The sequence below is a fragment of the Chryseobacterium sp. GTID13 genome (genome assembly GCF_056172655.1).
Genome location: NZ_JAOCMB010000007.1, coordinates 581,133 through 594,466 on the forward strand (window position 1 = coordinate 581,133; position 13,334 = coordinate 594,466).

The following is a 13,334-nucleotide window of genomic DNA, read 5'->3' on the forward strand; positions in this document are numbered from 1 at the left end:
TGATTAAGTAGTTAAATTTAGAAATGGTTAGGAATTAAGACTTCATAGCAGTAAGCATACCACCATAAACTCTGTTTAAGCTATTTAAATTAGTTGTTAAACCTTGTAATTCTTGATTGAACTTTTCAGACTGCTCTGCAGATTTCTGCATATCTGCTACATATTTGTTAGCAAACTCAGATTGCTTTTTACCGTTCTCCAACTGCATTGCATATAAAGCATTCATACTTTCCATATGCTGTGCAGCTCTGTTAAGCTGTTCATTATATTTATGAGTAGAAGCAGATACATCCACAGTCTGGTTGATCTGATCAACAGAGCTGGAGAATTTGTCGATACCTGTTCTAAGTCTGTCAAATAACTGAACATCCAGTTTTGCTTCCTGAAGCATTTTGTCTAATTTATTTGAAAGAGAATTTTCTAATTCTGCAAACTGCTGTGCATTGTTTTTGGATGACACATTAGAATGTAAAGGGTTTGGGTTGGCATGCTTATCCAATAGCTCAGGATAAACATTTTCCCATGCATAAGACTCTTCTGATTTCGGAGGGTCGAATGCGAAAATAATAAAGATAATAGCCTCCGTAATAAGACCCACTGTAAGAGCCATATTACCGTTAATTGGTCCCAAGGTAATGTGAGTAATTTTAAGCCAAGCTCCAAGAATTACAATTGCAGCACCGAATGAATAAAAGAAATTCATCCAAGCATCTTTAGTCTTAAACATATTAAGTTAGTTTTTTTAATGTTAAATAAAATTGTTATTGAAAAATTGTCCGGTTAAATTATCTGTTAACTCTTCTTGGCTTAACAGCTGCTTCAGGAATATCCTGTACAGTTCTGAATCCGATATAGCTTCTTGCAGAATCTTTTCTTTCCCAATCTCTAGCACCTGTCATAAGGGCATATCCTATATCTTTCCAAGATCCACCTCTTACAGACTTCTTCGTATCCACCTTATTCTTAGTCGAAGGGTTTAACGTAGAAGAGAATCCATAAGAAGAGTTGTTATACGCAGATTCTGTCCATTCAGAAACGTTTCCAGCCATATCAAATAACCCAAATCCATTTTTCTTAAATTTCTTTACTGGAGCTGTATATGTATAAGTACCTTTTTTATCGTCTTCCATATAGTTACCTCTCTTAGGTTTGAAGTTGGCAAGGTAGCAACCTCTGTCATCCATTAAATATGGACCTCCCCAAGGGTAAGTAGCATTTTGCATTCCGCCTCTGGCAGCATATTCCCATTCGATTTCTGTAGGAAGACGGAACTGCATTGGTCTTTGTTTTTTCTTTTTAAGCTTTCGTTGTAATCTGTTTTCAGTTTAGATCTGAAGTTACAGTAAGCTCTTGCCTGATCCCAGGTTACCCCAACTACAGGATAATCTTTGTAGGCCTTGTGCCAGAAATACTGCTCAAACAATGGTTCGTTGTAAGCAAAGTGGAAGTCTTTTACCCACACTGTAGTATCCGGATAGATGGCAATGCTTGAACTCTTAAGGTAATTGGCTCCTCTTTCGTTGTCAGCAAGTGCCGCATCCATATCTCCCCACTGGTAGCTGTATTTTAGTTTACTAACGTCTAAAATTCTTTCGTTTCCTATTCTGGAAGAAGCAGGCAGATACATAGATTCCAAAACTTCTGCATACTCTACATCAGGATACTTTCCAGTACTCCAATGCAAAGGAATTTTCCAGTCTAGTTTTTTGGTTGGATCATAGCCTCCGTCTTCTCTTCCTCCCTGGCCTTCTAAATATTCTTGATAAGGTGTTAAATTTTCTTCTTTTTTAGCAAGATATGCATAGTCGCCAATGCTTGCGCCTTTACGTCCGCCTTCTTCACCGCCTTCCCCAGCAGCTTCGGCTAGCAGAGTTCTCGCAATGGAATCTCTTACATAATTGATAAATACTCTGTATTCTGCATTGGTAGTTTCCGCTTCATCCATAAAGAATGAGGAAACAGTAACAGTTTTCAATGAAGCTTTTTCAGGAGTGTTTGTTGGATCCTGATCTGCAAGACCAGCAACAAATGAACCTGCTGGAATACCGACCATTCCGTATGGTCTTTCCGCAACAAATGATTTCGTTTTTTCTCTTGGTATCAATTCTCCTTTTGTTCCAGGCTTCCCTACAGAAGAACTGCCACCACCTGAACAAGATACTGATGCTACCGACGCAGACAATAATAAAAGAAATATCCTTTTCATGTTAATTTTTATAATTAAGCCGTAAATATATAATTTTTTTAAGAAACTTTTAAGATTTTTTTGAAATAACGGAAGAAATCTAAATTTATTTTATTTACAACTGTTTTTTATTCCACAGTTACCGATTTTGCTAAGTTTCTTGGCTGATCTACATTAGCTCCACGGTATATAGCAATATAGTATGCCAATAGCTGTAAAGGCACAGAGGCAACGATTGGTGAGAAACATTCTGAGGTTTCCGGGATTTCAATAACATAATCTGCCATTGAGCTTACCTGCTGGTCTCCTTTATTAACAACAGCAATGATTTTTCCTTTTCTGGCTTTAATTTCCTGAACATTACTTACAATCTTATCATAATGTCCTTTTTTAGGAGCAATAATAACGATCGGCATGTTCTCGTCAATAAGCGCAATAGGTCCGTGTTTCATTTCTGCTGCAGGATATCCTTCTGCGTGTATATAAGAGATCTCCTTAAGCTTCAGGGCACCTTCCAATGCAGCAGGATAGTTATATCCTCTTCCTAAATAAAGGAAATTGGTTGTCTGGATAAAATCTTTGGCAATATTCTGAGTCAGCTCGTGAGTAGTGCTCAAAACTTCTTCTATCTTTTTAGGAAGTGCATTCAGCTCAGTAATCAGGCTCATGAATTCAGCATTCCCAAGGTTACCGTTATGTTTTCCTAATTTAAGGGCAATTAAAGAAAGAATAGTAAGCTGCGCAGTAAATGCTTTAGTAGAAGCTACCCCGATTTCAGGACCAGCATGAGTATATGAACCTGCATCTGTAATTCTTGCAATGGAAGAATCCACTACGTTACATATACCATATATAAATGCTCCTTTTTCTTTAGCCAGCTTCAATGCAGCCATGGTGTCTGCTGTTTCCCCTGACTGGGAGATTGCAATAACCACGTCTTTATCTGTAATGATAGGGTTTCTGTATCTGAATTCTGATGCATATTCTACCTCTACAGGAATCCTTGCATATTCTTCAATAAGGTATTCCCCGATAAGACCTGCATGCCATGAAGTTCCGCAGGCAATAATAATGATTCTGTTGGCATTTTTGAATCTTTCAAGATGATCCCAGATTCCGGCCATTTTTATAACCCCTTCATCTACAAGAAGTCTTCCTCTCATCGTATCATGGATAGATTTAGGCTGTTCAAAGATTTCTTTAAGCATGAAATGCTCGTAACCACCTTTTTCAATCTGCTCCAGGCTTAATTTAAGCTCCTGAACTTCAGGCTCAATTCTTGAATTATCATTGATAGTTCTGATGTCTACCCCCTTTTCTAATGAAATTGTAGCCATATGCCCTTCTTCAAGATAGATGGCTTCTTTAGTAAATTCCACAAAAGGAGAGGCATCGGAAGCAATAAAATATTCTTTGTCTCCCAGTCCAATTGCCAGTGGAGAACCTAGTCTTGCCACCACCAATACTCCCGGGTAATCTTCATGTAGCACGGTAATAGCGTATGCTCCGTATACTTCATTCAAAGCATATCTTACCGCCGTAGGGAAATCTGTTTCCGGTTTCAGATCTGTGAAATACTGAATAAGATTGACCAAAACTTCTGTATCTGTCTCAGATTTAAAAGTAAATCCTTTTTCGCTAAGCATTGTTTTAATCGTATCATAGTTTTCTATAATACCATTGTGTACAAGAGCAATTTTTCCGTTGTTTGACACATGCGGGTGTGAGTTTCTATCACTAGGAACCCCGTGGGTAGCCCATCTGGTATGTCCCATCCCTATTTTGGCCGTTCCTTTCAACTGAGATGAAATATTAACCAAATCATCAACCTTACCTTTTGTTTTTTCTACTTCAAATTTGTTATCTGAACCTTCCAAAACAATCCCTGCACTGTCATATCCTCTATATTCTAATCTTCTAAGACCGTTGATTACAATATCATACGCATCTTGAAATCCTGTATATCCTACAATTCCACACATATTCTTCTGGTGTTTTTTATTTTTTAGTTCCGTAAGTAATTTTTAATTGAATTCTGTTAGCATTGGTTTTATCTGAACCAACATAAACGCCTCTTTCCGTTGCAAATGCGCGGGTGGTAAATTTATACCCTCCCAGTGAACCTGCTGTAGTTAAAACAAACTTTCCGGTATTAACGAGAAGTATTTTATTTGTTTCTGAACCTTCAACAATATCTTTTACTGTTTTTGTAACTACAAAGTCATAATAAGATGGGTTTTTATCTAAATCATAAGATTTAATCATTCCAAATCCTGCTGTTAAATCTGAAAGAAATCCTGAAGAAGTAAGCAAGCCGCTCGTCGCATCTTTCACAACAGGAAGCATCATTAAGTTATCTGCCGTTCTCTTATAGTTGTTGCTCCATGTTGCACCATCTGTATAGATTCTGATTTTAGCGCTCATAATTGCGTTCTTATCTTTATCATATAAAGCTTTAAGGCTGGTAATAGTCTCATCAGGAATTTTCACAGCAATAGAAGGTCCTCCCATTCCCTGTGCATATAGTTTTTTATCACCTTCACTCTCATTGATTGATAATCTTGCAGCTGCCCATGCAGAATTTGTTCTGTCATATTCATACTGACCGATACGGGCATTACCCACACCTCCTGTCAGCAAGAACTTAAAGGTAGATTGTGGTCTTGTGATAGTACCGTTATCATTCTTTTCGTTGGTATAGTACATGATCATTTCCATAGATTCCGGAGAAATCTGCAGAAGATATCCGTCTGTATCCGTTACAGAAAGCCTGATCCCTTTGAAGTATCTTGTAAAGTTAGCTGCATCCATAAGCTCTGGCTTACCATTCTTATCAAGAATCTTGGTCTGGAAAAAATCTTTGTCCAAACGAATTCTGATTCCTGCATCAGAGGTAAATAAAGCTGAGTTATCCGACTTTTTAGTAATCGTTTTAGCAGTTACTGTTCCGTTAAATACGGCAGACCCTAAAGCTGCTCCAGTGCCTACAACAACGTTGGAACGTTTGAAAGCAACATCATTCCCATCAAGGAAGGTTGTAATTTCGTCTACGTTAATATGCATTAAAGTATGGGTTCCTCCCGGACCTAACTTTGTTTTACCATATTTATAATTAAAACTGGTAGGGTATGTCTTAATCTCTGTAGAAACGGGTACGGTTTCTGTTCCGACTAATAGGCTTTCGTCTTTTAGAGGAAGGGTTGTTACTGAATCGGCAACAACATCAGGTCTCAGTACAAGAACAACTGAATCCACCTTTGGAGTAGTCCCGAAACTAAAATTATCCGTGCTCATTCTTAACTGGGTAAGATAAGATGCTCTCTGCATACCAAACTGTCCTTCTGAAAAAGCTCCAAGAACAAAACGGGATGAAGATATTCCGGAAGTGTTAATTACATCTACCAGTCTGCTGGCATCACTTCTGATTGAATCGTGATTATCAATATTATAAGCAATAAGGTCATAAGAAGATACATTGCCTTCCGCAGCACCATCTATAAAAAGCTGTTCGCCAAGCGAATCCGCCTCCGGTTCGCAATTATAAAGAAAAGCGCTCCCGAAAACCGCCATGAAAAGTATGGCAAAGGTCCTTTTAACAGTATGAGTCATTAAAAATGTGTTTAATAAAGTTGGTTTATAGAATCTACGTCGACGTATTCCGATTTTGAAGTGGCTGTTTCATTGAAACCTTTGTCAAGGTCTGCATCCAGAAACTCATCTCCTTTCACTACCATGTCAACATAGTTCATACTTTCAATAACAAAATTTTTGATTGTCGGATTATCTAACGCTTTTAATCCTGAAATATTATCGAATGTCAGTTTTTCGGCAATGTTTTTGTCCAGTGCGGCATCCTTCTCATTGTATAAGGAAAGAATAATTTTAGCGTCTTTGAAATACGTATCTGATTCGTAGTATGTTTTTAGGTAAATTGGAACAAAGGAAGACATCCATCCGTTTAAGTGAATTACATCGGGAACCCAGTTTAGTTTTTTGATGGTTTCTATAACTCCTCTGGCAAAGAAAATAGCTCTTTCGTCGTTATCATCGAAAGGATTTCCTTCATCATCTACGTAATATTGTTTTCTTTTGAAGTATTCTTCGTTATCAATAAAGTAAACCTGAAGTCTTTCCCCGGAAGAGATGCTACTTTAATAATTAAAGGCTGGTCCAGATCATTGATAATAATGTTCATTCCCGAAAGACGGATTACCTCATGAAGTTGAAATTTTCTTTCACTTATTTGTCCAAATCTTGGCATAAAAACTCTTACATCATTGCCTTCATTGTGCATCTTAAGTGCCATTTTGTTTACCAATGCAGCCATATTCGTATCTTCCTGATATGGATACATCTCTGTAGTAATGTACAGTATTTTTTGATTCGGCATAAATTCTATCTATATTTTTGTAAAAATGCTTTAATGTGCAAAATTACAAAAAAACATTCAACATTATTTTAATTAACATTTTTTTACGATAATTCCCAATTTCAAATTATTAAAAACTCATATAATTATATGATATTTTTAGTATTTTTGAATTAGTATTAAAATAAACTATGGAAGTTATAAAGAATAAGAAAACCCTTCAGGATTTCATTGAAAGACAGAAAGAAATGGGAAAAAAGATAGGCTTTGCTCCTACTATGGGTGCCCTCCACAAAGGCCATCTTTCCCTGTATGAAGAAGCCAGAAAAGATAATGACCTGGTAATTTCTTCGATTTTTGTAAATCCTACCCAATTTAATAATCCGGAAGACCTTGAAAAATATCCAAGAGATGTGAACAGGGATATTCTTATCTTAAAAAATTCGGGATTGGTAGATGCTGTTTACATCCCTGAAGTAGCTGATATTTATCCTGAAAAAACAGAAAGCAAACATTATGATTTCGACGGACTGGAAAACGAAATGGAAGGAAAGTCCAGGCCGGGACATTTTGACGGGGTGGGAACCGTAGTGGAAGAGCTTTTCAGACAGGTTAAACCGGACCACGCCTATTTCGGTGAAAAAGATTTCCAGCAGCTTGCCATCATCAAAAAAATGGTTGAAAAGAAACACCTTCCGGTAAAGATCATAGGAGTTCCTATTTATAGGGCTGAAAACGGCCTGGCCTTAAGTTCGAGAAACCAAAGACTTCATGAAGACAGGAAAGAAGCCTCAAAAGTAATTTACGAAACCCTGGTTAAGGTAAACGATTGGTTCCGCGTGATCACTATCCCTGAAATAAAAGAAAGAGTAACAGATATTTTTGACCAGCAGCAGGGAATGAAATTGGAATATTTCCTAATTGCCGATGAAAACACCCTAAAAGAAACAGATTTTTTCTACAAAGACAGAAAGTACAGAGCATTCATCGTGGTTGTAGTAGATGGTGTGAGGCTTATTGACAATATGCACCTGGATTAATATTAAACAACCGTTCAACAAAATACACGGGTATATTTTTATAAAACACAACTCTGGTTATAATAATCAGAGTTTTTTCTTTTTTATAAGACTCTATATAATAAAAAATCAAAGGTCTCTTACGAGACCTTTGAAACACCAAATCACAAAATATTAATATGAAAAAAATTTACTTTTCAGTAAATTAGTGACCCGGCTGGGATTCGAACCCAGGACCCATACATTAAAAGTGTATTGCTCTACCAGCTGAGCTACCGAGTCGGCCACAAATAAAACGATTGACATTTCTGATATCGTTTTTTAAGCGGTGCAAAGATATAAATCTTTTTTTATTCCTGCAATAGTAATTATAAAAAAATCAAAGGTCTCTTACGAGACCTTTGAAACACCAAATCACAAAATATTAATATGAAAAAAATTTACTTTTCAGTAAACTTGTGACCCGGCTGGGATTCGAACCCAGGACCCATACATTAAAAGTGTATTGCTCTACCAGCTGAGCTACCGAGTCGGCCACAATTAAGAATAAATGTAATGATTTATTTCTTAACTATAAAAATTTTCTTTGCAGTGCCTGCGACTGGACTCGAACCAGCACATCCTTAGGAAACCACCCCCTCAAGATGGCGTGTCTACCAATTTCACCACGCAGGCTATAAAATTACAAAAATCCAGTAATTTTTTCGCTTGTGACCCGGCTGGGATTCGAACCCAGGACCCATACATTAAAAGTGTATTGCTCTACCAGCTGAGCTACCGAGTCGGCCACTTTACAAACGATTTCTATTTGAATAATATCCCTCGTTTTCAGTGGTGCAAAGATAGGCGTTTTTTCATTATCTCAAAACTTTTTTGCAAATTTGTTTAAAAAAATTCATGGTTATTTCACTGATCGGATACATGGGATGTGGCAAATCTCACATTTCCAAAATTTTAAGCGATAAAATAAATTTTAAACTCATTGACCTCGATAAAGAGATTTCCAGGAGAAATAAATTAACCATTCCTGAAATATTCGAAAAAAGGGAGAAATTCATTTTAGAAAGCTGGAAAGAGAGGCGCTGGAGGAAATTCTTGCTTCGGAAGAAAATGTGGTTTTAAGCCTCGGAGGAGGAACGCCGGTTTATTATAATAATATGGAAATTATCAACCACAGCTCGAAAAGCATTTTTTTAAGGGCTTCCGTCAACACTTTATATGAAAGACTTTCCAAACAGAAAGAAAAAAGACCGCTGATAGCCAATATTCCGGATGAAGATCTGCCTGAGTTTATCGCCAAACATTTGTTTGAAAGAAATGCATTTTACAGCAAAGCACAGTTCAGCATCAATACCGATTCAAGAACTCCGGAAGATATTGTTCAGGAAATAGTAGAAAAGCTCTATCTCTAGAGCTTTTATTTAATCTTCATTTTCTTCGGTACCATCTGCCGTTTCTCCGAAGAAATCATCCCAGTCTGTAAAGTCTGAAGCAATATCATTTCCTACATACTCATCCATCTCACGTCTGTCTTTCTTCGTAGGCCTTCCTTCACCCTTACTTCTATAGTAATCCTGAGACATTTTGCGGAGCTTTAATAATTCATACTGCTCTTTATCCGTCACATCCTGGATATGAAGGGGAACAAGCTTTGCCCCCATCCTGCTTTTCGGGATCTGGGTAACCTTTATTTTATAATCAATCTGATTTTTGCGGATCTTGATAATATCCCCTTCTTTAACCTCCTTAGACGACTTTACGGCGGACGTTCCTATGGAAACCCTGTTCTTTTTAATTTCCTCTGCTGCAATACTTCTCGTCTTATAAAAACGAATGCACCATAAAAATTTATCTATTCTCATAATTTTTTATACTTTTGCCGTTATATTATTTGTAAAGTAATTAAAGTTTTTTGAAATGAAAAAAATATTTTTATATATCCTTGCGGGATCTTTGTGTTTTTCTGCATGTAAGAAAGATGATGAAATTGAAACGTATAAAGAACCGGAAGATATTACCGTTCAGAACAGCTATGATGATCAGGCAATTAAGAAGTTTATGAACGAAAATTATCTGGACGCCCAGGGGAATATAAAAGCTTTCAGTACTACAGATACCAGTGATGATAATGAGAAGAAGCTGATAGATATGCCTTATGAAACGCTTCCATCAGGAACCATATACATTATGAGAGAGGGAGCACAGCCCACAGCTGCAGATGAACCGCAAACTATCGGAAATTCTGATATTCTTACGCTTATGGTAAGAGCTAATGCTTATTTAGCTGGGAATACTGATGGCAATGTTTCCTTTATTTCCTCAATTGCAATAAGCAATACAATCAACGGGAGCGCTTTACCTTTGGTAGATCCGATGTATTATTATGTAAAGAAGTCTACTCGTCTAGCAGCAACGGGTGTAGCACAACAGAGAAGTTATTATGAAGTTGAAGGTTTCCGCGAAGCCATACAAAAATTCAAAGCATTCAATAATCTGCCAAGCGCAACTCCTTATAATCTTCAGGGTGTTATTATAGTACCGTCAAGAGCTGCATTTGCAAGGGATCCTCACTATCCTTACAATTCACAATATTCTCTGAGAAACTGTTCAATGGTATTTAATTTCCAGGTGTATGGAACAAAAGCCAGATCTGCAGAAGAAATCCTTGATTAATCACTAAAATCCATTCTTATAACGATTCTTTTATTTATCTATTCTAGGATCGGATACAAATTAAAAAAATGCCGCCTTCATCTGAAGGCGGCATTTTTTTACTATCTCTGATGATTACGGTCTTGCTTTCTGCTTTACATTTCCTAAAATATCTGGGAAGTAAAGATCGGCCAGATGATCAAACTCATCTCCCCTCATGAACATCGTAGCATCTACTTCTTCGTAGGAGCTTCTTCCTGCTGCTGCAATCAGCTCATTACAGGTATGAAGGGTATTTTTATGGAAATGGTAGACTCTTTCACTTTTATCAGTAACATCAAGCCCTTTAACCAGCATTTTATCCTGAGTGGCAACACCTGTAGGACAGTTATTATTGTTACATCTTAAAGCCTGGATGCATCCTAAGGAGAACATAAATCCTCTTGCATTATTACACATATCCGCGCCCATAGCTATTGCTCTCAGAATATCCAAGCTTGTCAGCACTTTTCCGCTTGCAATTACCCTTAGTTTGCTTCTTAAATTATAATTATTCAGTGTTCTGTTTACAAAGATCAGAGCCGGCTCCAAAGGCATCCCTACTCCATCCGAGAATTCCGGCGGTGCAGCTCCTGTTCCTCCTTCTGCCCCGTCTATGGTAATAAAGTCAGGATAGATTTTTAAAACATTCATCTGTACACAGATATCCTCAAATTCTTTCGTATCTCCAATACAAAGTTTGAAACCGATTGGCTTACCTCCGGAAAGCTCTCTAAGCTGCTGGACAAACCTCAGCAAACCTGCTGCATCAGAAAATGAGGAATGAGACGGCGGTGAGATAATGGTCATTCCCGGAGTGACGTGACGGATTTTTGCAATTTCAGGTGTGTTCTTCACACCCGGAAGCACCCCTCCATGTCCCGGTTTTGCTCCTTGGGAAAGTTTAATTTCGATCATCTTCACATTAGGAAGAGTGGAATACTTTTTAAACAGTTCCGGGTTAAATTTCCCTTCTTCATCACGGCAGCCGAAATATCCGGTTCCGATCTGCCAGCAAAGGTCCCCGCCTTCCATATGATAGGGAGAAATACCACCTTCACCTGTATTGTGATAAAAATTTCCTTTTTTTGCCCCTCTGTTCAGGGAGATCTGTGCCCTGTCGCTTAACGCACCGAAACTCATTGCTGAAATATTAAATAAAGAGGCATGGTAAGGCTGGGTACACTGCTCTCCTCCAACCCATACTCTCGGAAGTTCTTCTTTAGGTGATTTTGCATAAATGGAATGCTTGATCCCCTCATATTTCCTGTGATTAACTTCTAACTGTGTTCCGAAAGGCACAGTATCACTCAGGTTTTTTGCACGTCTGTACACTGCAGAACGCTGATTTCTAGGAAATGGCTTGCCATCTGTTTCTCTTTCGATGAAGTATTGCTGCATTTCTGGTGAGATACTCTCGAAAAAGTACCTGAAATAACCCAATACCGGGAAGTTCCTCAAAATAGCGTGTTTCGACTGGTAAGCGTTATAAACGCCCAATGCATAGATGGCAGATAAAAGGATGGGTATCCAGTAATGTGCTCTGATCAGTAACGCAACAATCCATGTTGCAATTACCAATACAATTCCCCAAGATAAAAACTTATCTCTCATGAATGTAGTATTTAAAGTTAAAATAAATTTAGTAGAAATTTTGCAAAGAGACTACGCTTTTGCTAAAAAACTTTCGAAGGATGACTGCACAGAAACCGTGCCATCTGGCAGGATTTTTTCTAAATTTAGAAATTCGATCTGATTAACGAATGCGGGATCAAAATCTTTCTGGACTCTCACATAGTTTTCCGTGAAGCCATACATTTTGCCGTCTTTATTTTCGTGCTCCCAAAGAACAGGAAGCGTTTTTCCAAGCTGGGTCTGGTAAAATGCCATTTTTTTCTTTTCAGAAAGTATTCTGAGCATTTTATTGCGTTTTTTTCTTTCCGGGATCGGCACTACACCATCCATACCGGCAGCTTCCGTATTCTCCCTTTCAGAATAGGTAAATACGTGAAGATAGGTAATAGGAAGCTCATTCAGGAAGTTATAGGTTTCCATGAATTTTTCTTCCGTTTCACCGGGGAATCCAACAATAACATCTACACCAATGGCAGCATCCGGCATTACTTCCCGGATTTTATTGACCCTGTCCTTATACAGCCTGGTAAGATAACGACGTTTCATTTTCTTCAATAAATCATCGCATCCCGACTGAAGCGGAATGTGGAAGTGAGGAACAAAGCTTTTGCTTTTGGAAACAAGATCTATACTTTCATCCTTTAAAAGATTCGGCTCTATGGAAGAGATGCGGATTCTTTCGATTCCCTCTACCTGATCGAGTTCTGAAATTAAGTCTAAGAAAGTATGTTCGTGTTTTTTGTTACCGAATTCACCTTTACCGTAATCACCGATATTGACACCGGTAAGAACAATTTCTTTGATGTCTCTCCTGGCAATTTCCCTGGCATTTTTAATCACATTTTCGATGGTATCTGAACGGGAAATTCCCTGGCCAGCGGAATGGTACAATACGTACATTTATAGTCGCAGCCGTCCTGTACTTTCAGGAACGCCCTTGTTCTGTCGCCGATTGAGTAGCTTCCGATAAAGAAATCCGTTTCTTCAATTTCGCATGAATGAACCACTCCTTCACTTTCGGATTTTTCCAGATCATCGAGATAGCTCAGGATATTGAATTTTTCTTTGGCTCCCAGAACGAGGTCCACCCCTTCAATCTGTGAAATTTCTTCAGGCTTCAGCTGGGCATAGCATCCTACGATAACCACCAGTCCTTCAGGATTGGCTTTCATGGCACGCTTCACATGAAGTTTACACTCACGGTCTGCGTTTTCAGTTACTGAACAGGTATTGATTACATAAACATCTGCTTTGTCATCAAAACTTACCTTATCATAACCTGCATCTGTTAATTGACGGGCAATAGTAGATGTTTCCGCAAAATTTAATTTGCAGCCGAGGGTATGAAATGCGGCAGTTCCGTGAAAAGTAGACATTTATTTACTCGTGAATTTTATGGGTGCAAAGATAGTAATTTTAATAATACTTCAGAATT

The 13,334-nt window shown here is 38.0% G+C and carries 7 protein-coding genes, 4 tRNA genes and 4 pseudogenes; 3 read left to right on the plus strand and 12 right to left on the minus strand.

All coding sequences use genetic code 11. The features are described 5' to 3' along the window. Positions 1–34: 34 nt before the first annotated feature. The 5 genes and pseudogenes from porL to N4G44_RS22040 form a co-directional block, all read right to left on the minus strand. Positions 35–727 (minus strand): type IX secretion system motor protein PorL/GldL, encoded by a 693-nt coding sequence (gene porL / locus N4G44_RS22020; RefSeq protein WP_474929928.1) that lies wholly within the window; start codon positions 725–727, stop codon positions 35–37. A 58-nt stretch (positions 728–785) separates the two neighbouring features. Continuing rightward, positions 786–2,206, minus strand: a pseudogene (porK, locus tag N4G44_RS22025) (T9SS ring complex lipoprotein PorK/GldK). A 107-nt stretch (positions 2,207–2,313) separates the two neighbouring features. Beyond that, positions 2,314–4,167, minus strand: a complete 1,854-nt coding sequence (gene glmS, locus N4G44_RS22030; protein ID WP_474929929.1) for a glutamine--fructose-6-phosphate transaminase (isomerizing) — start codon at positions 4,165–4,167, stop codon at positions 2,314–2,316. A gap of 16 nt (positions 4,168–4,183) precedes the next feature. After that, positions 4,184–5,794, minus strand: coding sequence for a DUF4270 family protein (locus tag N4G44_RS22035; RefSeq protein WP_474929930.1), 1,611 nt, complete (start codon positions 5,792–5,794; stop codon positions 4,184–4,186). 11 nt (positions 5,795–5,805) lie between these two features. Then, positions 5,806–6,575: pseudogene (locus tag N4G44_RS22040) on the minus strand (glycogen/starch synthase). 170 nt (positions 6,576–6,745) lie between these two features. Between N4G44_RS22040 and panC the strand changes: the two are divergent. Beyond that, positions 6,746–7,594: a pantoate--beta-alanine ligase gene (panC, locus tag N4G44_RS22045; protein WP_474929931.1), complete on the plus strand. Its 849-nt coding sequence runs from the start codon at positions 6,746–6,748 to the stop codon at positions 7,592–7,594. Positions 7,595–7,782: 188 nt separating this feature from the next. On the opposite strand, the gene N4G44_RS22050 is transcribed toward panC, so the two are convergent. The 4 genes from N4G44_RS22050 to N4G44_RS22065 form a co-directional block, all read right to left on the minus strand. Next, positions 7,783–7,855: transfer RNA gene (locus N4G44_RS22050), tRNA-Lys, on the minus strand. Between the two features lie 177 nt (positions 7,856–8,032). After that, positions 8,033–8,105: transfer RNA gene (locus N4G44_RS22055), tRNA-Lys, on the minus strand. A 60-nt stretch (positions 8,106–8,165) separates the two neighbouring features. Then, positions 8,166–8,248, minus strand: a tRNA-Leu gene (locus tag N4G44_RS22060). 36 nt (positions 8,249–8,284) lie between these two features. Further along, positions 8,285–8,357: transfer RNA gene (locus N4G44_RS22065), tRNA-Lys, on the minus strand. Between the two features lie 113 nt (positions 8,358–8,470). Here N4G44_RS22065 and N4G44_RS22070 point away from each other — a divergent pair. Continuing rightward, positions 8,471–8,985 (plus strand): annotated as a pseudogene (locus N4G44_RS22070) (shikimate kinase). Positions 8,986–8,994: 9 nt separating this feature from the next. On the opposite strand, the gene N4G44_RS22075 reads toward N4G44_RS22070, so the two are convergent. Next, positions 8,995–9,435: an RNA-binding S4 domain-containing protein gene (locus N4G44_RS22075; RefSeq protein ID WP_474929932.1), complete on the minus strand. Its 441-nt coding sequence runs from the start codon at positions 9,433–9,435 to the stop codon at positions 8,995–8,997. 55 nt (positions 9,436–9,490) lie between these two features. Here N4G44_RS22075 and N4G44_RS22080 point away from each other — a divergent pair, with 55 nt between their 5' ends. Continuing rightward, entirely contained in the window at positions 9,491–10,246 is a 756-nt protein-coding gene (locus tag N4G44_RS22080; protein ID WP_474929933.1) for a hypothetical protein, read from the plus strand. 114 nt (positions 10,247–10,360) lie between these two features. Here N4G44_RS22080 and N4G44_RS22085 read toward each other — a convergent pair whose 3' ends face one another. Then, complete coding sequence (locus N4G44_RS22085) at positions 10,361–11,878, minus strand: FMN-binding glutamate synthase family protein (RefSeq protein ID WP_474929934.1); 1,518 nt, start codon at positions 11,876–11,878, stop codon at positions 10,361–10,363. Between the two features lie 51 nt (positions 11,879–11,929). Further along, a pseudogene (mtaB, locus tag N4G44_RS22090) lies at positions 11,930–13,275 on the minus strand (tRNA (N(6)-L-threonylcarbamoyladenosine(37)-C(2))-methylthiotransferase MtaB). Positions 13,276–13,334: the final 59 nt, after the last annotated feature.